This window comes from Pseudomonas sp. Wu6 (assembly GCF_019891515.1).
In the GTDB taxonomy this organism is placed as follows: Bacteria; Pseudomonadota; Gammaproteobacteria; order Pseudomonadales; family Pseudomonadaceae; genus Aquipseudomonas; species Aquipseudomonas orientalis_A.
In genome coordinates, this window is sequence record NZ_JAFLXH010000003.1 from 112,432 (window position 1) to 132,837 (window position 20,406).

Genomic DNA, 20,406 nt, shown 5'->3' on the forward strand with positions numbered 1-20,406 from the left:
GTGAGCGGGCAACCGAACACGTGACAGTCTGGAAGCGGGCTGTCTGAATAGTTTTGCCCGCGAGGGCAAGTTTCCATAAGCAATTTCGAGAGACGGATGAACATCACCACCTTAGCCAAACGTACGTGCCTGCTTATCTCGCTGATCATCACCCCGGCCGCCTGGGCGGTTGAGATGGTGCCGGCTTCCCCGCAACTGGCCGCAAAGGCCTGGGTCCTCATGGATGCCGCCAGTGGCAACGTGCTGGTCGAAAGCGGTGGTGACGTGCGCCTGCCGCCTGCCAGCCTGACCAAACTGATGACCGCCTACATCGCGACCCTGGAAATCCGTCGCGGCCAGATCGGCGAGAATGATCCGGTAACCGTCAGCGAAAACGCCTGGCGCACCGGTGGTTCGCGGATGTTCATCAAGGTTGGCTCGCAAGTCACGGTCAGCGACCTGCTGCACGGCATCATCATCCAGTCCGGTAACGACGCCAGCGTGGCCCTGGCCGAACACATCGCCGGCAGCGAAGATGCGTTCGCCGACATGATGAACAAGACGGCCGGCGACCTGGGCATGACCAACAGCCACTTCATGAACCCGACCGGCCTGCCGAACCCTGAGCATTATTCGTCGGCTCACGACATGGCGATCCTGGCCCGCGCGATCATCCGTGTCGACCCGGTGCACTACGCCATCTACTCCCAGAAGGAATTCTTCTGGAACAACATCAAGCAGCCTAACCGCAACCTGTTGCTGTGGCGCGACAAGACCGTCGACGGCCTGAAAACCGGCCACACCGACGAAGCCGGCTACTGCATGGTGTCGTCCGCCGTACGTGATGGCCAGCGCCTGATCGCCGTGGTCTTCGGCACCAACAGCGAGCAGGCCCGTGCGGCCGAGACGCAAAAGCTGCTGACCTACGGCTTCCGCTTCTTCGAAACCCAGACCTTCTACCAGAAGGGCACCGAGCTTGCGACCGCGCCGGTCTGGAAGGGCGCGACCTCCCAGGTCAAGGCCGGCCTGGCCGATGACCTGACCCTGACCATGCCTAAAGGCCAGCTGAAAAAGCTCGCCGCCAGCATGACCCTGAACCCGCAACTGGTTGCGCCAATCGCCAAGGGTGATGTGATCGGCAAGGTTGAAGTCAAGCTCGAAGACAAGGTGGTGCACAGCGCCGACCTGATCGCACTGGACGCCGTCGACGAAGGTGGTATCTTCCGCCGCGTGTGGGATAGCATCCGTCTATTCTTCTACGGCTTGTTCAACTGATTGTGTGCACCTGCAAAGCCCCGCGTTGATCCGACGCGGGGCTTTGCCGTCGCCACGGCTTACCGCTTACGAGGCCGTTCTGCCATGACCGATAAAGAAGTAAAGGCGCCAAAGATCGAATTCCCGGTGACGGATTACCCCATCAAGGTGATCAGCGATACCGGCGTAGGTCGCAAAGACACGATTCTCGAGATTGTGCGCAAACACGCGACCATCAACGACAACCGCGTGGACGAGCGTTCCAGCTCCACGGGTAAATACACGACGATCCAGTTGCACATCGTTGCGACGGATCAGGACCAGCTCTACAACATCAACAGCGAACTGCGGGCCACCGGCTTCGTGCACATGGTGCTGTGATGTCGCACGTCCTGGGCTTTCGCGAGCTCGGCCGGATGGACTACGAGCCCGTCTGGCATGCCATGCAGCGCTTCACCAACGAGCGCGGCACCTCGGCACCGGATGAAGTCTGGCTGGTCGAGCACCCACCGGTATTCACCCAGGGCCAGGCCGGCAAGGCCGAGCATCTGCTGCTGCCGGGTGATATTGCGGTGGTGCAGGTCGACCGAGGGGGGCAAGTGACTTACCATGGGCCTGGCCAACTGGTCGCGTATCTGTTGCTGGATGTGCGCAAGCTGGGCTTTGGCGTGCGTGATCTGGTCAGCCGCATGGAGGCTTGCCTGATCGAGCTGCTGGCCAGTTACGGCGTGATCGCTGCGGCCAAGCCCGATGCACCGGGTGTGTATGTGGAGGGCGCGAAAATCGCTTCCCTCGGGCTGCGCATTCGGCACGGTTGTTCCTTTCATGGCCTGGCCCTGAATGTGGACATGGACCTGGCCCCGTTCCAGCGGATCAACCCGTGCGGTTATGCGGGTCTTGCGATGACCCAGTTGAGCGACCATGCAACACCCATAGAATTTGCCGAGGTAAGTGCCCGGCTGCGCGCGCAGCTCGTCAAACACCTCGACTATGCTGAGCAGACGACCCTGACGGGCGGAATCGATTGATATGACTACTGATGTTGTGCAAACCATGATCCCGACGCTGGACATCACCGAGCGTCCAGCCCCGGCCCCACGTGCCAAGGTGGAAGCCGGCGTCAAGCTGCGCGGCGCCGAGAAGGTTGCACGCATCCCGGTGAAGATCATTCCGACCACCGAACTGCCGAAAAAGCCTGACTGGATTCGCGTGCGTATCCCGGTCTCGCCGGAAGTCGACCGTATCAAGGCCCTGCTGCGCAAACACAAGCTGCACAGCGTGTGCGAAGAAGCGTCCTGCCCGAACCTGGGTGAGTGCTTCTCCGGCGGCACCGCCACCTTCATGATCATGGGCGACATCTGCACCCGTCGTTGCCCGTTCTGCGACGTGGGCCACGGCCGGCCGAAGCCGCTGGACGTCAACGAGCCGCAAAGCCTGGCCATTGCCATCGCCGACCTGAAACTCAAATACGTAGTGATCACCTCGGTCGACCGTGACGACTTGCGTGACGGCGGTGCCCAGCACTTTGCCGACTGCATTCGTGAAATCCGCAAACTGTCCCCCAACGTAATGCTCGAAACCCTGGTGCCCGACTACCGTGGGCGCATGGACGTGGCGCTGGAAATCACCGCCGCCGAGCCGCCGGATGTGTTCAACCACAACCTGGAAACCGTGCCGCGCCTGTACAAGGCCGCGCGTCCGGGGTCGGATTACCAGTGGTCGCTGACCCTGCTGCAGAAATTCAAGCAAATGATGCCGCACATCCCGACCAAGTCCGGCCTTATGCTGGGCCTGGGCGAAACCGACGAAGAAGTCATCGAAGTCATGAAGCGCATGCGTGAGCATGACATCGACATGCTGACCCTGGGCCAATACCTGCAACCGTCCCGCAGCCACTTGCCGGTGCAGCGCTTCGTGCACCCGGACACCTTCGCCTGGTTCGCCGAGGAAGGTTACAAGATGGGCTTCAAGAACGTCGCATCGGGCCCGCTGGTACGGTCTTCGTACCACGCCGATGAACAGGCCAAGCTGGTCAAGGCGAGCCTGGTATCCTGATAAAGAGTTTCGTAATAAAGAGTTGCTAATAGAGATCTGCCCGCCACCGCAGATCCAATGTGGGAGGGGGCTTGCCCCCGATTGCGGTGTGTCAGTCCCTTGAGTATTGGCTGTCACGCCGCCATCGGGGGCAAGCCCCCTCCCACATTTCGTTATGCGTCATATCAGGGAGAATTGTGCATGACTACCGCCGTACCTGCATTGCGCCTCGAAGGCACCATCGGCCTGATCGCCCCGGCCGGCCCTGCTGCGCTGGACGTCGAAAAAGCCGGGCAATGGATGCGCACCCGTGGCTATGAACTGCGAATTTTCCCCGGTGTGTATGAACGCGACGGCTACCTGGCCGGCAGCGATCAAGTGCGCCTGCGCGACCTTCACGCCGCCTTCGCCGACCCGGAAATCGATGCCATCTTCTGCCTGCGCGGCGGCTACGGTACGCCACGTCTGCTCGACGCGCTGGACTTCGACCTGCTGCGCGCCAACCCCAAGCCCTTCGTCGGCTACAGCGACATCACCGCCTTGCACCTGGCGATCAACCGCTACGCCGGCTTCGTCACTTTCCACGGGCCGATGCTCAATGCCGACCTGCTCGGCGGCAAGCAACCACCTACCGAGTCATCGCTGTTCAGCCTGTTACGTGGCCAGTTGGGTGCCGGCAGTGTGCTCACGCATCCGGTGGCCTACCCCTTGACCACGATCGAGCCAGGCATCGCCTGCGGGCGCTTGCTGGGCGGTAACTTGTCGATGATCGCGGCGGTGATGGGCACCGCTTATGAAATTGACGCTGAAGGCATCATCCTGTTTATCGAGGACGTCAACGAGCCGCTCTATCGCATCGACCGCTTGCTGACGCACCTGCGCCTGGCGGGCAAACTCGACCAGGTTGCGGGGGTGTTGGTGGGGGATGTGTCGGGTGTGGATAACGGGGCGCTGGAGCGGCTGTTGAAACAGACCTTCGAACCGCTGTGCATTCCGGTGCTGGCTGGCTGGCGCAGTGGGCATTGCGATCCGAACCTGACGCTGCCGATGGGCGCGTTGGTGCGGTTGGATGCGGGGCAGCAGCGGGTGGTGCTGGAGCAGGACGTAGTCTGTAAATAGGGGTCGCCTGCCAGACCCTATCGGGGGCAAGCCCCCTCCCACACCTGGAATGCATTTCAAAATGTGGGAGGGGGCTTGCCCCCGATGGCACCAGTCGCCATAAGCCAATCTATTGGCCCAGCAGCGCCTCCAGCAACTTCACCGTCGGATACCCATCCGCCGGCCAGCCCAGTGCTTGCTGCGCCGCCCGAATCGCCTTGCGCGTGTTGGCGCCGATGATCCCGTCGGCGTTGCCCGCGTCATAACCTTTGGCGCTGAGCGCCGTCTGCAGGTCGATACGCTGCGAGCGGCTCAGGGGCAGCTCATCCTTTGGCCAGCTCCCGCGAATCACCCCACCGCCACCAAAACGCTCCGACAGCAGGCCAACAGCCAGTGCATAGGACGACGAATTGTTGTACTTGAGGATTGCACGGAAGTTATCCAGCACCAGGAACGCCGGGCCACGGTAGCCGGCCGGCAGCAGCAGGGCGGCGGACAGTTGCTCGACGTTGGCCGGCAGGCTCGCGCCGGGCGGCAGTTGGATACCCAGTTTCAGCCATTCGGCGACGGTCTTGCGGATGCCACCATCGGCCAGGGAATAGTCGAAGCCCGATGGCAATTGCTGCACCTCAACGCCCCACGGCTGGCCTTTCTGCCAACCGGAGCTTTGCAGGTAATGGGCAGTGGAGGCGAGGGCGTCCCCCGGGCTGTTCCAGATATCGCGGCGACCGTCACCGTCAAAATCCACCGCGTGGGTGTTGTAGGTGGTGGGGATGAATTGGGTCTGGCCCATCGCGCCGGCCCAGGAGCCTTTCATCTGGTCGGCCGGGATATCGCCGTGCTGGATGATCTGCAGCGCCGCCAGCAGTTGTGCCTGGGCAAACGCCGGGCGGCGGCCTTCATAGGCCAGGGTCGCGAGGGAGCGGATCACCGAGTTATTGCCCTGGAACTGGCCGAAGTTACTTTCCATGCCCCACACCGAGACCAGTGCCTGGCGATCAACGCCGTAACGCTCCTCGATGCGCTGCAGGATATCGGCGTACTTGACCAGCAACGCCTGGCCGTTGCGCACGCGCAGCGGCGACAGCGCACCATCAATGTATTCCCACACCGGACGGGAAAACTCCGGCTGGCTGCGGTCGGCGCGAATCACGGCCATGTCCGGGCTGACGCCGGCGAAGGCGTTATCGAAGACTTCGGCGCTGATCCCGGCTTGCAGGGCCTGTGCACGGAACCCGGCCTGCCATTCGGCGAAGGTCTGGGTCGGTTGGATGTCCAGGTTATCCACTGCCAACGGCGCCACGACGGCAGGCGCGATGGCCGGTGCGGTCTTGAGCGGGGGCAGGGGTTGAGCGTCCGCGGCGGTGGGTTTTTCCGCGCAGGCGACAAGCAGAATGAGGCTGGAGGCAGCAATCAACTGGCGAAGGTGCCAGCGACGGGAAAGACTAGAGGGCATGCACAGGTCCAGGGGGTTACAAATCAAGTGCAGACCTTATCATGCCAGAGGGGCGCTTGCCTTCAGGCAGCCAGAAAGTAAGAAGCCTCCCAGCTGTTAGACTGGAAGGCTTCGCGGCGGTAGCTGCCTTTGCCCTTGCCGGCGCGTTCCTGACGGCTGCGGAACAGTGGCTGGGCGATGATGGATTTGGCCTTGTTCGGGCCATGCTTGGATGGCTTTTTGCTCATGATGGATTCTCTCGCTTGGGTGTGGAATGGAGCGGAGCAAATCATCTGCCGAAGTGGCCCGGCTGTAAAGCCCGGCGACAACCCCTGTAGGAGCGAGCTTGCTCGCGAAAAACTCACAGGCGCCGCGTTCATTCAGGAAATACGCGTTATCGTTGACGTTTTTCGCGAGCAAGCTCGCTCCTACATTGGATTCAGGGTGTTTTTGGAAGCAGGGTTATTCGGCTGGCAGGGTGAGGCGCTGGCCGGCCATCAACAGCGACAAACGGCTCAGGCTCATCCACGGCGAACCGGCCGCCTGGCCCTTGATCTGTGCGTCGATGCGCTGTGCTTCGAGCAGCAGTTGCGCCCAGCGTTGCGCCGAGTGCCGTTGCAGGGCCTTGCTCATCAGGGGCTTGCGCTTGTCCCACACCGGCGGCTTGGCCTGGCTGAAGCATTTGTCCAGCGGAATGCCCTGGCTGTACTGCAAGGCAATGTTGGCCAGTACCCGCAGCTCCCGGGCCAGAGCCCAGAGAATCACCGGAGGCTCCACGCCCTCGCCACGCAGCCCTTCGAGCATGCGCAGGGCGTGAGCGGGTTCGCCGTTGAGGATCGCGTCCACCAGCCCGAATACATCAAAGCGCGCACTGTCAGCCACCGCGCCCTGCACGGTTTCGACAGTGATCTGCCCCTCTTCGGCCATCAGCTTGAGCTTTTCGATTTCCTGGGCGGCGGCAAGCAGGTTGCCTTCGACCCTGGCGGCGATCAGCTCGACGGCCTCTTGCGTGGCCGACAGCCCCGACTGTGACAGGCGTTGGCGAATCCACTGCGGCAGCTGGCTGCTGTCCACCGGCCAGATCTGAATGAACTGGGTCTGCGGGCCTTCCACCAGGGCCTTGCCCCATTTGGTTTTCTGCGCACTGCCATCCAGCTTGGGCAGGCTGATCAGCAACACCGTGTCTTCAGCAGGTCTCGAGCAATACTCGATCAACGCTGCCGCGCCTTTATCGCCCGGCTTGCCCGAAGGCAGGCGCAGTTCCAAAAGACGTTTTTCGGCAAACAACGACATGCTCGCGCCGGCTTGCAGCAATGTTCCCCAGTCGAAACTGGCGTCGGCACTGAATACCTGGCGCTCATCGAAACCTTGCTGGCGCGCCGCCGAGCGAATGGCGTCGGCCGCTTCCTGGCACAGCAGTGGATCATCGCCGCTGACGATATAGACAGGCGCGAGGCCACCTTGCAGGTGTTTGGCGAGTTGGGCGGGGGCAAGTTTCATAGGCAGGGCGAACGGGGCGCCAGGAGCGCCCCGTTTGGCTTACTCGACAGGGACTTCAACAGGCGACTGTTTCGGCGTGTTGTCTTCGTACTCTTGCGCCGCCTTCAGGGCATCGGCGTCAGCCTTGGCCTTGTTGTCGGCGATTTGCTGCAACTCGGCGAGTTTTTCCGGGTTGAGCAGTTGCAGGCGAGTCATCATGCGCTGAACCAGGTCACGACGCATTTCCTTGCGCGCCTGAAGGATCTCGGAGTCCGAACCCACCAGGTTGTTGCCGTCGTGGCTCACGACTTTCTGGACCTGGATCTTGTCGCCCATCAGCGGCAAGTTATCGCGGCCCTGTACTTCGAAGCTGACGGTGGTGGCCAACTCGATGTCGGAGGCGCGGCCGGCACTGGCGTAGCTGATGTTGCGCTGGGTTTCGCGCTCATCGACCAGGTTCAGCTTGTAGGTGGCGCCGCTATAGACGTGCACGCCGCTGTTTTCCAGGCTCTGGCGCAGTTGCGTCACGGTTTCGCCGTAGGCGTTACGTGCGCTGACGTCGAGTTCCTTGAGCGACAATTCATTGGTGCCGGTGCCGCGCAGCTGGAAGCCGCAAGCGCTCAAAAGAACGGCCAGGCCCATTACCAGCAGATTGCGTTTGATCATGTTGTTGCTCCCCTTGAAACCAGGCGGGCCGTATCGAGGCCCTGAAGGTTTAGTTCGGCGCAGGGCTTGAGCCCTGCGCCCGATCCGATTTAGCTGGCGACGATATTGACCAGTTTTCCAGGCACTACGATCACTTTGCGGATCGTCAGGCCTTCGGTAAAGCGCAGCACGTTCTCGTTGCAGCGTGCAGCCGCTTCGACTTCTTCACGGCTGGCGCTGGCCGGCATGTCGATCTGGCCGCGCAGTTTGCCATTGACCTGGATCACCAGTTGCAGCGTGTCCTGTACCAGCGCGCTGTCATCCTGCACCGGCCAGCGGGCGTCGATGACGGCACCGCTGTGGCCCAGGCGGCTCCACAGTTCGTGGCTGATGTGCGGCGTGATCGGCGCCAGCAGCAGGGTAACCGTTTCCAGGCCTTCCTGGATCAATGCGCGATCCTGTTCCGTGGCCTGCGGGGCTTTTTCCAGCACGTTCATCAGCGTCATCACTTGGGCGATGGCGGTGTTGAACTTGTGGTTCTGCCCTACGTCCTGGCTGGCCTGGCGGATAGCCAGGTGGGTGCTGCGACGAATGGCTTTCTGTTCATCATTCAAGGACGCGACGTCCAGCTTGCCCGGCAAGCCCTGGCTGACGTGGGCATGGGCCAGGCGCCAGACGCGCTTGAGGAAGCGGTGCGAGCCTTCGACGCCGGAGTCGGACCATTCGGCGCTCATGTCGGGCGGCGAGGCGAACATCATGAACAGGCGGCAGGTGTCGGCGCCGAACTGATCGATCATCGATTGCGGATCGACGCCGTTGTTCTTCGACTTGGCCATCTTCTCGGTGCCGCCGATTTCCACCGGCAGGCCGTCGGATTTGAGCTTGGCGCTGATGACCTTGGCCTTGCTGTCACGCTCGAGCTCGACGTCCGCCGGGTTGAACCAGGTGTAGGCGCCATTGGCTTCGCGGCGGTAGTAGGTCTCGGCGATGACCATGCCTTGGGTCAGCAGGTTCTTGAACGGCTCGTCGGAGCTGACCAGGCCTTCGTCGCGCATCAGCTTGTGGAAGAAGCGCGCGTACAGCAGGTGCAGGATGGCGTGTTCGATACCGCCGATGTACTGGTCCACCGGCAACCAGTGGTCGGCTGCGGATTTTTCTACCAGGCCACCTTCATAGTGCGGCGAGGCGTAGCGGGCGTAGTACCACGAGGACTCCACGAAGGTGTCCATGGTGTCGGTTTCACGCTTGGCAGGCTGGCCGCATTTGGGGCAGCTGCATTCGTAGAACTCGGGCATGCGCGCCAGTGGCGAACCGGCGCCGTCCGGTACGACGTCTTCGGGCAGGACCACCGGCAGTTGCTCTTCTGGTACCGGCACGTCGCCACAGCTTTCGCAGTGGATGATCGGGATCGGGCAGCCCCAGTAGCGTTGACGGCTGATGCCCCAGTCGCGCAGGCGGAACTGGGTGCGCGAGGCGCCGAGATTTTTCTTGATCAGGGCAACTTCGATGGCGTCGAAAGCGCCCTGGAAGTCCAGGCCGTCGAACTCGCCGGAGTTGATCAGCTCGCCGTGCTCGCCATAGGCGTCCTGCCACGGGGCCGGGCTGGTGTCGCCCGCGCTGGTGCGCACCACCGACTTGATCGGCAGGTCGTACTTGGTGGCGAATTCGAAGTCGCGCTCGTCGTGAGCCGGGACTGCCATTACAGCGCCATCGCCGTAATGCATCAGCACATAGTTGGCGACCCAGACCGGCAATTTCTCGCCCGTCAGCGGGTGCTCGACGAACAGCCCGGTCGGCAGGCCTTTTTTCTCCTGGGTGGCGACGTCGGCTTCGGCCACGCTGCCGCCCTTGCACTCGGCGATGAACGCCTGCAGCTCAGGGTTGTTCTGTGCGGCCTGGGTGGCCAACGGGTGTTCGGCGGCCACGGCGACATAGGTCGCGCCCATCAGGGTGTCCGGACGGGTGGTGAAGACTTTGAGTGCGCCCGCTTCGCCGATCGAGTCGACGTTGTACGGGAACTGCACTTCCATGCCCTTGGATTTGCCGATCCAGTTGCGCTGCATGGTCTTGACCTGTTCAGGCCAGCCCGGCAAATCGTCGAGGCTCGACAAGAGTTCATCCGCGTAGGCGGTGATCTTGAAGTAGTACATCGGGATTTCGCGTTTTTCGATCAGCGCGCCGGAACGCCAGCCGCGGCCGTCGATCACCTGTTCGTTGGCCAGTACGGTCTGGTCAATCGGATCCCAGTTCACGGTGCCGCTTTTTTTGTAGATCACGCCTTTTTCGAACAGGCGAGTGAACAGCCATTGTTCCCAGCGGTAGTAATCCGGCTTGCAGGTGGTCACTTCACGGGACCAGTCCACCGCCAGGCCCAGGCTGCGCAGCTGGGTCTTCATGTAGGCGATGTTTTCGTAGGTCCACTTGGCGGGCGCCACGTTGTTTTTCATCGCGGCGTTTTCCGCCGGCATGCCGAAAGCGTCCCAACCCATGGGTTGCAGAACGTTCTTGCCGAGCATGCGCTGGTAGCGGGAAATCACGTCGCCGATGGTGTAGTTACGCACGTGCCCCATGTGTAGCTTGCCGCTGGGGTAAGGGAACATCGATAGGCAATAGAACGTCTCCTTGCCTGGCTGTTCGCTGACTTCAAAGGACTTTTGCTCGTCCCAGAAGGTTTGTGCGGCATTTTCTATTTCACGGGGCTGATATTGTTCGTGCATGGCTACTTTTGAACTGGATAGGGGTGGCCTAATCCTCTTCGGTGCAACGTTCAGGTTGATCGACACCGGAAAGCGGCGCGTCCGTGCCCAAACCCTGCGGGAAGTGGAGTTACAGGAAGCGCCGTAGCATACATGACCCCACTCTATCGAGGGAAACCCTGATTGCGCAGGCCAGGCCGTCTGTCGCGGCACCGGGCAGGTGCAGCCACGGGGGCTACGCTGTTTATTGGGGAGCAAGTATTTCTTCAATGAGGTGAGGGGATGGCTGAATCGCAGCGAACTTTGACGAAACCGCAGTTATACGAAGGACTGATCGACCGTTTGGGTCGGGCATTGGATGCCGCAAGAACCGCAGGCCGATTGTGTGATGAACGGCCTCTGGAACTGGAGTTGCGAGGCTTGAGCCAGGCAGAGCTTGAACTGATCAAGCGCTATCTGGAATTGCACCACCAGCGCGCCGCTCATGGGCCGGCATCCCCGCCGGTCCCCGAGTCGCCTCGTTCGGCCAAGGTAGTGTGGCTGAAGGATCTGGCGGCCGGTCGCAGCCCGGAAAATGTCCGGTCGATACGGTGCAAGTGACCCCGCGTTATCCGTTGATGTTTACAAAATATGCTCGTAAGGATTGTTGCTGAACCCCGATGCATCTAGGCTTCGGGCATCTTTGGAGATGCCCGATGCCTTTTCGTTATTTCATTAAACAATTGTTGTTGCCGCCCGGTATTTTCCTGCTGTTGCTGGCACTTGCCTGGTGGTTTCGCCGCAGTCGTCCGCGCCTGGCCGGGTGTTGTTTTGCCTTGGGATTGGGCGGGATGTGGTTGATCAGCCTGCCGGTGATGGTGCAGTGGGGCGCACGCGCCCTGGAGACAGCACCGCCTCTGGCCCGCGAGGACTGGGCAAACCTGGCCCAGCGTGCCGACGCGATTGTGGTGCTGGGCTCCGGTCGTGAGCGCGGCGACATTGCGTGGGGCTCCGACCAGCCCACCGGCATCGGTTTGGAGCGTGAACGTTACGCGGCGCGTCTGGCCAAGGCGTCCGGGTTACCGGTGCTGACCAGCGGCGGCCTGCACTACGGCACGCCGCCCAGCGAGGCAGAGCTGATGGCGGTGTCGATGCAGGATGACTTCGGCGTCACGGTACGCTGGAAGGAAGAGCGCAGCCGCACCACTTGGGAAAATGCGCAGATGAGCGCCGAGATACTGTTACCCCAAGGCATCAAGCGCGTGGTGGTGGTGACCCAGGCCTGGCACATGCCGCGTTCGGTGTGGAGTTTTGAGAAGGCCGGCTTCACTGTGGTGCCCGGGCCAGTGGGGTTTCTGGGCGTGGATCACGGTCGGCCGCTCGGCGGGTGGATGCCGGAGGTCAAGTCGGTGTGGCAGAGCGGGCAGTTGATCAATGAGGCAGTGGGGCAGGTGGGGTATAGGTTGTTCTACAGGTAACACCGCAGGACAAATGTGGGAGGGGGCTTGCCCCCGATTGCAGTGTGTCAGTATCAAATGTACTGACTGACACTCTGCCATCGGGGGCAAGCCCCCTCCCACATTGTTTTGTGTTTGCTCAATCAGACGGTTTTAGCCATTCGAGCGGCCAGCAGTGCCCAGCCGAACAGCAGCAGGCACACGATGATCAGCGGCCACGAGCGCCATTGCAGGTACGGCGTCAGGTTGTGCATCGGCACCACGTCGCCATAGAGAATGCCGCGCTCGAACTGCGGGATCTGCGCGGTGATCTGCCCAAACGGGTTGATCAGGCCGGTCACGCCGTTGTTGGTGGCGCGGATCATCCAGCGTCCGGCTTCAAGCGCACGCATCTGCGCCATCTGCAGATGCTGCAGCGGGCCGATCGAGCGGCCGAACCAGGTGTCGTTGCTGATCGTCAGCAGCAGGTCGCTCTGGGCCGACAGGCCGGCGGCGAACTCCGGGTACACCACTTCATAACAGATGAACGGCGCAATCTGATAACCCTTGGCCTGGAGCATGGGCTGGTCGGAAGGGCCACGGGCGAAGTCCGACATCGGCAAATCGAAGAAGGCGATCAGCCCGCGCAGCATATCCTGCAGCGGCACGTACTCACCGAACGGCACCAGCTTCTGCTTGAGGTAGGTGCCTTCACCTTCGCCGACCACGGTGATGCCATTGAAGTAGCGCTTCTCGTGGCGCACTTCCTCGCGAATCGGTACGCCGGTGATCAGTGCAGTATTACGCTCGGCGGCGAACTTGCCCATCATGCCCAGGTAACCTTCGACCGACTCCTTGAGTACCGGTACGGCGGTTTCCGGCCACACCAGCAGGTCGACGCGTTTGGAACTCAAACTCATGTCGCGGTACAGCGCCAGTTGCGCGTTAAGCTGCTCGGGGTCCCACTTCATGCTTTGTTCGACGTTGCCCTGGATCGCGGCCACGCTCAGGGGCGGGCCGGAGGGCGAGGTCCAGGCATGGTGCTTGAGCGCCAGGCCGATGGCCCACGGTGCGACGAGCAGCACCAGGCCGGCCGCGATAAAGCTGTTGCGCCGGCTCGCCAGCAGGCGCGGCAGGTTGCACAGCAGGGCGGCGGTCAACGCCAGCGCGAACGAAATCAGCCACATGCCGCCTAAGGGCGCGAGGCCGGTCAGCGGGCCGTCGAGTTGACTGTAGCCCGAATACAGCCACGGGAAACCGGTGAGGAACCAGCCGCGAAAAGCTTCCTGGCCGACCCACAATGCCGCGAACGTCAGCGCATCGGCCAATGGCGCTTCATTGCGGCGCAGCCAGCGCGCCCACAGCCAGGCAGGCAGGGCGAAGAACCAGGCGATGGCGGCGGTGAACAGCAGCATCAGGAACCCCGCCAGCAGCACCGAAGCGCCGCCGAAGTGGTGGATGCTGTAGTAGATCCAGCTGGTGCCGGCGCCAAACAGGCCGAAACCGAAACACCAGCCGCGGCCCAGGGCCTGGCGGGGTGTGAGTTCACGCAGGCCGATATAGAACAGACCGGCCGCCACCAGCGCCAGCGGCCAGATATCGAACGGCGCCAGCGCCAGGGTAGTGATGGCGCCGGCCACCACGGCCAGCAGGTTACCGGGCCAGCCGGGTGCGATCAGACGGCGCATTTCAGTCCTTAACCCTCAACGGGCAATAGGGGTCAAACGGATCAGGTGGATACGACGGCTGTCCGCGTTCAGGATGCGGAACCGATACGCGCCGATCTCGGTGGTTTCGTTACGCTTGGGCAGGTGCCCGAATGCACTCATCACCAGGCCGCCGACGGTGTCGAATTCATCGTCGGAAAACTCGCTGTCGAAGAACTCGTTGAAGTTCTCGATGGGCGTCAAGGCCTTGATCAGGAAGTCACCGCTGGGCAGTGGCTTGATGTAGCTGTCTTCTTCGACGTCGTGCTCGTCTTCGATGTCGCCGACGATCTGCTCCAGTACGTCTTCGATGGTCACCAGGCCAGCCACGCCGCCGTATTCGTCGATCACAATGGCCATGTGATTGTGGTTGGCGCGAAACTCACGCAGCAGCACGTTCAGGCGCTTGGATTCAGGCACGAAGGTGGCCGGGCGCAGCAGGTCCTTGATGTTGAAGTTGTCGCCGTTCTCCTTGAGGATCAGCGGCAACAGGTCCTTGGCCAGCAGGACGCCCATGACGTCGTCATGGCTTTCGCCTATCACCGGGTAGCGCGAGTGCGCCGAGTCGATCACGGCCGGGAGGAATTCCCGTGGGGTCTGGGTCGCCTTGATGCTGATCATCTGCGAGCGCGGCACCATGATGTCGCGTACTTGCAGGTCAGCCACCTGGATGGCGCCTTCGACGATGGCCAGCGCTTCGCTGTCCAGCAACTTGTTCTGGTGGGCCTCGCGCAGCAGCTCCAGCAGCTCCTGGCGGTTTTTCGGCTCGTGGGCAAAAGCCTGGGTCAGTTTACCCAGCCATGACTTTTGCCCGTTGCTCGATCGGTCTTCGCTCATAGCGATTACTCTAAATCCTTTGATATGACAGTTGAGTGTTGATCAGTTTTCGTCGTCTGCGTAGGGGTCGCGATGCCCCAATTCAGCAAGCAACGTTCGTTCCAGTGCTTCCATTTCCTCGGCTTCGTCATCGTCTATATGGTCGTAACCCAAGAGATGCAAGCAGCCGTGGATGACTAGATGGGCCCAGTGGGCCTCAAGTTCCTTGCCTTGTTCGCGCGCTTCGCGTTCCACCACTTCGACGCAGATCACCAGATCGCCCAGCAGCGGGATATCCAGTAATTCGTCGGGTACGTCGGCGGGGAAGGACAGCACGTTGGTCGCGTAGTCTTTCTGGCGCCAGGTGTGGTTCAGCTCGCGGCCTTCGGGCTCATCCACCAGACGAATGGTCAGTTCCGAGTCGGCAGTGCGCTGGCGCAGGGCCAGGGCGCACCATTGACGAAACTGTGCTTCGCCGGGGGCGGGCGCTTCGGTGGCCCGCTGCAGGTCAAGCTCAAGCATCGCGGCGCGTGTCCTGGGCCGGTGCGTCGTCCTTGTGGTCGAAACGCTCATAGGCTTCTACGATGCGCTGCACCAGCGGATGACGGACCACGTCCTTGGGCATGAAGTGCGTGAAGCTGATACCCGGTACGTCCTTGAGCACCTCGATTACCTGCGCCAGCCCGGACTTGGTGCCCTTGGGCAGGTCGACCTGGGTGACGTCACCGGTAATCACGGCCGTGGAGCCGAAACCGATACGGGTGAGGAACATCTTCATTTGCTCGACCGTGGTGTTCTGGCTTTCGTCGAGAATGATGAAGCTGTTGTTCAAGGTGCGACCGCGCATGTAGGCCAGCGGGGCGATTTCGATCACCTGGCGCTCGATCAGCTTGGCGACGTATTCAAAACCGAGCATCTCGTACAGCGCGTCGTAGAGCGGGCGCAGGTACGGGTCGATCTTCTGGGCCAGGTCGCCGGGCAGGAAGCCGAGTTTTTCACCCGCCTCGACCGCCGGGCGCACCAGCAGGATGCGGCGAACCTGTTCGCGCTCCAGGGCATCCACCGCACAGGCCACGGCCAGGTAGGTCTTGCCGGTACCGGCCGGGCCGATGCCGAAGTTGATGTCGTTGCCGAGGATTTCCTTGACGTACTTCTGCTGATTCAAGCCGCGCGGGCGAATCATGCCTTTTTTGGTACGCAGGGCCACGCTGGCTTCGGCCACAGGATTGTTGGCCAGGTCTTCCACGGCGGATTCCTGCAGGTACAGGTGCACCGTTTCCGGCGACAGCTCACTGCCCTTGGTTTCGCGGTAGAGGCGCCGCAGCAGGTTTTCCGCAGACGTGGTGTGTTGGGGTTCACCAATAAGCTCGAACTGATTGCCGCGGTTGCGGATCTCGATGCTCAGGCGTTGTTCGATCAGGCGCAGGTGCTCGTCGAACTGTCCGCACAGGTTGGCGAAACGGCGAGCCTCAAACGGCTCGAGGAGAAAACGATGGGGTTCTACTGTAGGTGCGTTCAAGGTCGCTTTTAGCCGCCCTTTGGCTGTTGAGGTGAAACAGAGAATAACGCCAGTGGCGCGGGTACGAAAGCACTTACGTCATCGGAATGTTGCATGGATCCAATGTGGGAGGGGGCGTGCCCCCGATGGCGGAGTGTCAGCCGACACATTTGCTACTCAGACACCTCAATCGGGGGCAAGCCCCCTCCCACATTAGTTCTGCCCTTGCCTTGGCAGCCGGGGGCGTCAGTTGATCAACGAACCGCGCAGCGAGTGCGGTTGCGCCGCATCGATGTGTACGTCGGCAAACTGGCCGATCAGGGTCGGGTTGTCGCAGCGGAAGTTGACGATGCGGTTGTTCTCGGTACGGCCCTGCAATTCGCCCGGGTCCTTCTTCGAGTAGTCGGTCACCAGGATGCGCTGGATCGAACCGACCATTTGTCGGCTGATCTCGAAACCCTGCTGATTCAGGCGATGTTGCAGCGCATTCAAGCGTTCTTTTTTCAACGCTTCCGGGGTTTCGTCCGGCAGGTCGGCCGCTGGGGTGCCCGGGCGCTGGCTGTAGACGAACGAGTAGGAGAAGTCGAAACCGACGTCCTCGATCAGCTTCATGGTCTGCTCGAAGTCTTTCTCGGTTTCGCCGGGGAAACCGACGATAAAGTCCGAGCTGATGCAGATGCCCGGCACTGCGGCGCGCAATTTACGCAGCTTGGATTTGTACTCCAGGGCCGTGTGGTTGCGTTTCATGGCCGACAGGATGCGGTCCGAGCCCGACTGCACCGGCAGGTGCAGGTGTTTGACCAGCTCCGGCACGTCGGCGTGGGCCTGGATCAGGCTGTCGGAAAACTCCAGCGGGTGCGACGTGGTGTAGCGGATGCGCTCGATGCCATCGACGGCGGCGACTACGCGGATCAACTCCGCCAGGTCAGCCAGGCGCCCATCGTCGGTCTGGCCACGGTAACCGTTGACGTTCTGGCCCAGCAGGGTGACTTCACGCACGCCGTTTTCGGCCAAGTGGATGATTTCCGACAGCACATCGTCAAACGGCCGGCTGACTTCTTCGCCACGGGTGTAGGGCACTACACAGAAGGTGCAGTACTTGCTGCAGCCTTCCATCACCGACACATAGGCACTTGGCCCGTCGATGCGCGGCTCGGGCAAATGGTCGAATTTTTCGATTTCAGGGAACGACACGTCCACTTGCGGCAACTTGGTGATGCGCGCGGCGTCGATCATTTCCGGCAGGCGGTGCAGGGTCTGCGGGCCGAAGACCACGTCGACATAGGGCGCGCGGTCGCGGATCGCGGCGCCTTCCTGGCTGGCCACGCAACCGCCGACGGCGATCACCATGTCCGGGTTGGCCAGCTTCAATTCGCGCCAGCGGCCCAGCTGCGAGTACACACGGTCCTGGGCCCGCTCGCGGATCGAGCAGGTATTGAGCAGGATCACGTCGGCATCTTCGGCGCGGGCGGTGACTTCCAGGACCTGGTGTTCGCCCAGCAGATCGACCATGCGCGAGCTGTCGTACTCGTTCATCTGGCAACCGTGGGTTTCGATGTAAAGCTTCTTGGCCATGGGGATCGTCAACTGGTGGTAAAGAACCGCGCATTATAGGGGGCATGCCCATTGGTTCCTAGCGCTGTGCATCGGGTGCCATGCTATAGTTCGCGCCCTCTTTTATATCCGCGATGTGTTGCTCGCCCGCCATGACCAAACGTGAAGCTCCAATCTACAAGGTGATTTTCCTCAACCAGGGCCAGGTGTTCGAAATGTACGCCAAGCAGATCTATCAAAGTGATCTGTGGGGCTTCCTGGAGGTGGAAGAGTTCGTCTTTGGCGAGCGTACCCAATTGGTCGTCGACCCGGGCGAAGAAAAGCTCAAGGCCCAGTTCGAAGGCGTGGTGCGCAGCTTTGTGCCGATGCATTCGATCGTGCGCATCGATGAAGTCGAGCGCCTGGGTACGCCGAAAATCAGCGAGGCGCGGGGCGTGAGCAATGTCATGCCGTTCCCGATGCCGATGCCGGAGAAGTGACCCTCAATTAATTTGTAGGGCGTTTCCGAAATTGCCCTCTTGTGGATAGACATTTTGTTTGAAAGATAGCAAATTTTGTTTATTCGGAGAGGGCGCCATGAATCTATTAATAATAAGAAAACCTTTAAATAAACCTCGAAGTTTCCCCGTTTCAATTCCCTTGAATCACGCCATTCAATAGCCCCGAGTTTTATCACGCCGTCATTAACGAACCTTACTGTTCGGGAGTAGCCCTGTGCGCGATCCTCGCTATGACATTCTGTTTGAGCCGGTACAAATAGGCCCGGTTCGCACCCGTAATCGCTTTTACCAAGTTCCCCACTGCAATGGCATGGGCCATGTGCACCCGTCGGCCATGGCTCGCATGCGCGGGATTAAGGCCGAGGGCGGCTGGGGGGTGGTGTGCACTGAAGAGTGTGAAATCAGCCCGCTGAGCGAGTTCTCGCCTTATATCGAGGCGCGGTTATGGGATGAACGCGACATCCCGGCCCTGGCGAAAATGTGTGAGGCGGTGCACCAGCACGGTTCGTTGGCCGGCGTCGAGCTGGCGTTCAACGGTTACTCCGCGCCTAACCGCTACAGCCGCGAAATTCCCTGGGCGCCGTCCAATACGCCAGTACGCAGTTATGACCCGGTGCAGGCCCGGGCCATGAGTCGTGCCGATATCCAGCAGTTGCGGGCCTTGCATCGGGCGGCCGCCCTGCGCGCGCGGGAGGCCGGCTTTGACATCATTTATGTGTATGCCGGGCACGACCTGAGCGTCCCGTTCCATTTCCTCACGCCGCGTAACAACCGGCGCACGGATGAGTACGGCGGAGTGCTGGAAAATCGCGTGCGACTGCTGCGCGAACTGATTGAGGACACCCGCGATGCAGTGGGCGACCGCTGTGCCGTGGCGGTCCGCCTGGCGGTGGATGAGCAGATGGCCGGCGGCCTCAGTCGCGAGGGCGAAGGCGCCGAGGTGTTCTCGATGCTGGCAGACCTGCCGGACCTGTGGGACATCAATGTCGCCGACTGGTCGAACGACAGCGTGACCGCGCGCTTTGCCGGCGAAGGCTATCAGGAGGCTTTCCTGGTGGGGCTCAAGGCGCTGACCCGCAAGCCGGTGGTCGGCGTTGGGCGCTTTACTTCGCCGGACACCATGGTGTCCCTGGTACGCCGTGGCGTGCTCGACCTGATTGGAGCGGCCCGGCCTTCGATTGCCGATCCGTTCCTGCCGAAGAAGATTGAAACAGGGCGCGTCGAGGAAATTCGCGAATGTATCGGCTGCAATGTGTGCGTCAGCGGCGACCACACCAGTACGCCGTTACGCTGCACGCAGAACCCGACCATGGGCGAGGAGTGGCGGCGTGGCTGGCATCCCGAGTCGGTCGACCGTGCGCACCGGCTCGGCAGGGCGCTGGTGGTCGGCGCCGGGCCCGCAGGGCTTGAGTGCGCGCGGATACTCGGCACGCGCGGGATGGACGTGGCGCTGGTCGACAGCCTGCGCAATCTGGGCGGACGGGTAGCGCTGGAAGCCCGGCTGCCTGGGTTGGCGAGTTGGGCGCGGGTCGTCGATTATCGACTGGACGCCTTGAGCCGCCTGCCCTCGGTGGAGATTTATCGGGAAAGTCAGCTGCAGGCCGAGGATGTGCTGGATTTCGCCGCCGAGCACGTATTTATCGCCACCGGCTCACATTGGCGGCGGGACGGCCTGGGGCGCGCCCTGCGCCAGGCATTACCGGGCCTTGAGTGCCTGCCAGTGCTGACGCCGGACGAGGTGATGGCGGGTGTGCTGCCGGCTTCGCCGGTGCTGCTGTTCGATGATGACCACTACTACATGGGCAGCGTGCTGGCCGAGCACCTGGTGGCGCGAGGCGTGGAGGTGATCTTCGTCACCCCGGCGGCGGATGTGGCGGCCTGGACGCACAACACCCTCGAGCAGCATCGCATCCAGCGTCGTCTGATGGAGTTGAATGTCACGATCATCCCCTCCCATACGCTGGTCCGGGCGATGCCGGAGGGGGTGATGGCAGGGTGTGTCTACACCGAGCGCACACGGTTCATCGGCGCCGCATCCTTGCTGCTGGTGACCTCCCGAGCGCCTGAACAGGCGTTGTATCAGGCATTGAATAACACCCCCGAACGGTTGCAGGCGGCGGGTATCGGCACGCTGGCGCTGGTCGGTGATTGCGTGGCGCCCGGCACGATTGCAGCAGCGGTGTATTCAGGGCATCGAAGCGCCCGCGAGTTCGACGCGCCGGCTGGGTCGTTAGTGGTTAAACGAGAAATTCCATTTATTGAGGTGCAGTAAGTTCAGCTGTTTCATCTATAACGAG

General features: G+C 61.7%; 19 protein-coding genes. 9 read left to right on the forward strand and 10 right to left on the reverse strand.

What is annotated here, in order from left to right:
* Positions 1-96 precede the first annotated feature (96 nt).
* The 5 genes from J1G34_RS02925 to J1G34_RS02945 all read left to right on the forward strand — a co-directional run bounded on the left by J1G34_RS02925 (position 97) and on the right by J1G34_RS02945 (position 4,386).
* On the forward strand, positions 97-1,254 hold the full coding sequence (locus J1G34_RS02925; RefSeq protein ID WP_065895170.1) for a D-alanyl-D-alanine carboxypeptidase family protein: 1,158 nt from the start codon (positions 97-99) through the stop codon (positions 1,252-1,254).
* Between the two features lie 84 nt (positions 1,255-1,338).
* A complete protein-coding gene (locus tag J1G34_RS02930; RefSeq protein WP_065886843.1) occupies positions 1,339-1,614 on the forward strand; it encodes a DUF493 domain-containing protein in 276 nt (91 codons plus the stop codon).
* Positions 1,614-2,261 (forward strand): lipoyl(octanoyl) transferase LipB, encoded by a 648-nt coding sequence (gene lipB, locus J1G34_RS02935; protein ID WP_122561191.1) that lies wholly within the window; start codon positions 1,614-1,616, stop codon positions 2,259-2,261. Before J1G34_RS02930 ends, lipB begins: the two co-directional genes overlap by 1 nt.
* Before the next feature lie 25 nt (positions 2,262-2,286).
* Positions 2,287-3,288, forward strand: a complete 1,002-nt coding sequence (lipA, locus tag J1G34_RS02940) for a lipoyl synthase (RefSeq protein WP_162276339.1) — start codon at positions 2,287-2,289, stop codon at positions 3,286-3,288.
* Positions 3,289-3,468: 180 nt separating this feature from the next.
* Positions 3,469-4,386 carry a S66 peptidase family protein gene (locus J1G34_RS02945; protein WP_065895173.1) on the forward strand — a complete coding sequence of 306 codons (918 nt, stop codon included), beginning with the start codon at positions 3,469-3,471 and terminating at the stop codon, positions 4,384-4,386.
* Between the two features lie 109 nt (positions 4,387-4,495).
* On the opposite strand, the gene J1G34_RS02950 is transcribed toward J1G34_RS02945, so the two are convergent.
* The 5 genes from J1G34_RS02950 to leuS form a co-directional block, all read right to left on the reverse strand.
* Positions 4,496-5,821 (reverse strand): lytic murein transglycosylase, encoded by a 1,326-nt coding sequence (locus J1G34_RS02950; protein ID WP_065895174.1) that lies wholly within the window; start codon positions 5,819-5,821, stop codon positions 4,496-4,498.
* A gap of 62 nt (positions 5,822-5,883) precedes the next feature.
* Positions 5,884-6,048 carry an alternative ribosome rescue factor ArfA gene (gene arfA / locus J1G34_RS02955; RefSeq protein ID WP_003176285.1) on the reverse strand — a complete coding sequence of 55 codons (165 nt, stop codon included), beginning with the start codon at positions 6,046-6,048 and terminating at the stop codon, positions 5,884-5,886.
* A gap of 214 nt (positions 6,049-6,262) precedes the next feature.
* Positions 6,263-7,300, reverse strand: coding sequence for a DNA polymerase III subunit delta (gene holA / locus J1G34_RS02960; RefSeq protein WP_222993259.1), 1,038 nt, complete (start codon positions 7,298-7,300; stop codon positions 6,263-6,265).
* Between the two features lie 39 nt (positions 7,301-7,339).
* Entirely contained in the window at positions 7,340-7,945 is a 606-nt protein-coding gene (locus J1G34_RS02965) for an LPS-assembly lipoprotein LptE (protein ID WP_065886849.1), read from the reverse strand.
* An 89-nt stretch (positions 7,946-8,034) separates the two neighbouring features.
* Complete coding sequence (leuS, locus tag J1G34_RS02970; protein WP_065895176.1) at positions 8,035-10,641, reverse strand: leucine--tRNA ligase; 2,607 nt, start codon at positions 10,639-10,641, stop codon at positions 8,035-8,037.
* A 261-nt stretch (positions 10,642-10,902) separates the two neighbouring features.
* Here leuS and J1G34_RS02975 point away from each other — a divergent pair, with 261 nt between their 5' ends.
* Both J1G34_RS02975 and J1G34_RS02980 read left to right on the forward strand, forming a co-directional pair.
* Complete coding sequence (locus J1G34_RS02975) at positions 10,903-11,220, forward strand: hypothetical protein (protein WP_083203251.1); 318 nt, start codon at positions 10,903-10,905, stop codon at positions 11,218-11,220.
* 95 nt (positions 11,221-11,315) lie between these two features.
* Complete coding sequence (locus J1G34_RS02980) at positions 11,316-12,077, forward strand: YdcF family protein (RefSeq protein WP_065886851.1); 762 nt, start codon at positions 11,316-11,318, stop codon at positions 12,075-12,077.
* 122 nt (positions 12,078-12,199) lie between these two features.
* On the opposite strand, the gene lnt is transcribed toward J1G34_RS02980, so the two are convergent.
* From lnt to miaB, 5 genes are all read right to left on the reverse strand, one after another.
* Positions 12,200-13,723: an apolipoprotein N-acyltransferase gene (gene lnt, locus J1G34_RS02985; RefSeq protein ID WP_065897171.1), complete on the reverse strand. Its 1,524-nt coding sequence runs from the start codon at positions 13,721-13,723 to the stop codon at positions 12,200-12,202.
* A gap of 15 nt (positions 13,724-13,738) precedes the next feature.
* Complete coding sequence (locus tag J1G34_RS02990) at positions 13,739-14,578, reverse strand: HlyC/CorC family transporter (RefSeq protein ID WP_065886853.1); 840 nt, start codon at positions 14,576-14,578, stop codon at positions 13,739-13,741.
* Positions 14,579-14,620: 42 nt separating this feature from the next.
* Positions 14,621-15,079: an rRNA maturation RNase YbeY gene (gene ybeY, locus J1G34_RS02995; RefSeq protein ID WP_065886854.1), complete on the reverse strand. Its 459-nt coding sequence runs from the start codon at positions 15,077-15,079 to the stop codon at positions 14,621-14,623.
* Positions 15,072-16,076: a PhoH family protein gene (locus tag J1G34_RS03000; RefSeq protein ID WP_065886855.1), complete on the reverse strand. Its 1,005-nt coding sequence runs from the start codon at positions 16,074-16,076 to the stop codon at positions 15,072-15,074. The genes ybeY and J1G34_RS03000 overlap by 8 nt, the downstream gene beginning before the upstream one ends.
* Before the next feature lie 225 nt (positions 16,077-16,301).
* Positions 16,302-17,630 (reverse strand): tRNA (N6-isopentenyl adenosine(37)-C2)-methylthiotransferase MiaB, encoded by a 1,329-nt coding sequence (gene miaB, locus J1G34_RS03005; RefSeq protein WP_222993261.1) that lies wholly within the window; start codon positions 17,628-17,630, stop codon positions 16,302-16,304.
* A gap of 131 nt (positions 17,631-17,761) precedes the next feature.
* On the opposite strand from miaB, the gene J1G34_RS03010 reads away from it, so the two are divergent.
* Together J1G34_RS03010 and J1G34_RS03015 are read left to right on the forward strand one after the other, a co-directional pair.
* Positions 17,762-18,088: a DUF1820 family protein gene (locus tag J1G34_RS03010; RefSeq protein ID WP_003236992.1), complete on the forward strand. Its 327-nt coding sequence runs from the start codon at positions 17,762-17,764 to the stop codon at positions 18,086-18,088.
* Positions 18,089-18,323: 235 nt separating this feature from the next.
* Positions 18,324-20,381, forward strand: coding sequence for an oxidoreductase (locus J1G34_RS03015; protein WP_222993264.1), 2,058 nt, complete (start codon positions 18,324-18,326; stop codon positions 20,379-20,381).
* Positions 20,382-20,406 lie beyond the last annotated feature (25 nt).

Excerpts from the sequence above, each read along its gene's own strand:
- J1G34_RS02925 (WP_065895170.1), top strand. The coding sequence starts at position 97 with ATGAACATCACCACCTTAGCCAAACGTACGTGCCTGCTTATCTCGCTG.
- J1G34_RS02930 (WP_065886843.1), top strand. The coding sequence starts at position 1,339 with ATGACCGATAAAGAAGTAAAGGCGCCAAAGATCGAATTCCCGGTGACG.
- lipB (WP_122561191.1), top strand. The coding sequence starts at position 1,614 with ATGTCGCACGTCCTGGGCTTTCGCGAGCTCGGCCGGATGGACTACGAG.
- lipA (WP_162276339.1), top strand. The coding sequence starts at position 2,287 with ATGATCCCGACGCTGGACATCACCGAGCGTCCAGCCCCGGCCCCACGT.
- J1G34_RS02945 (WP_065895173.1), top strand. The coding sequence starts at position 3,469 with ATGACTACCGCCGTACCTGCATTGCGCCTCGAAGGCACCATCGGCCTG.
- J1G34_RS02950 (WP_065895174.1), bottom strand. The coding sequence starts at position 5,821 with ATGCCCTCTAGTCTTTCCCGTCGCTGGCACCTTCGCCAGTTGATTGCT.
- arfA (WP_003176285.1), bottom strand. The coding sequence starts at position 6,048 with ATGAGCAAAAAGCCATCCAAGCATGGCCCGAACAAGGCCAAATCCATC.
- holA (WP_222993259.1), bottom strand. The coding sequence starts at position 7,300 with ATGAAACTTGCCCCCGCCCAACTCGCCAAACACCTGCAAGGTGGCCTC.
- J1G34_RS02965 (WP_065886849.1), bottom strand. The coding sequence starts at position 7,945 with ATGATCAAACGCAATCTGCTGGTAATGGGCCTGGCCGTTCTTTTGAGC.
- leuS (WP_065895176.1), bottom strand. The coding sequence starts at position 10,641 with ATGCACGAACAATATCAGCCCCGTGAAATAGAAAATGCCGCACAAACC.
- J1G34_RS02975 (WP_083203251.1), top strand. The coding sequence starts at position 10,903 with ATGGCTGAATCGCAGCGAACTTTGACGAAACCGCAGTTATACGAAGGA.
- J1G34_RS02980 (WP_065886851.1), top strand. The coding sequence starts at position 11,316 with ATGCCTTTTCGTTATTTCATTAAACAATTGTTGTTGCCGCCCGGTATT.
- lnt (WP_065897171.1), bottom strand. The coding sequence starts at position 13,723 with ATGCGCCGTCTGATCGCACCCGGCTGGCCCGGTAACCTGCTGGCCGTG.
- J1G34_RS02990 (WP_065886853.1), bottom strand. The coding sequence starts at position 14,578 with ATGAGCGAAGACCGATCGAGCAACGGGCAAAAGTCATGGCTGGGTAAA.
- ybeY (WP_065886854.1), bottom strand. The coding sequence starts at position 15,079 with ATGCTTGAGCTTGACCTGCAGCGGGCCACCGAAGCGCCCGCCCCCGGC.
- miaB (WP_222993261.1), bottom strand. The coding sequence starts at position 17,630 with ATGGCCAAGAAGCTTTACATCGAAACCCACGGTTGCCAGATGAACGAG.
- J1G34_RS03010 (WP_003236992.1), top strand. The coding sequence starts at position 17,762 with ATGACCAAACGTGAAGCTCCAATCTACAAGGTGATTTTCCTCAACCAG.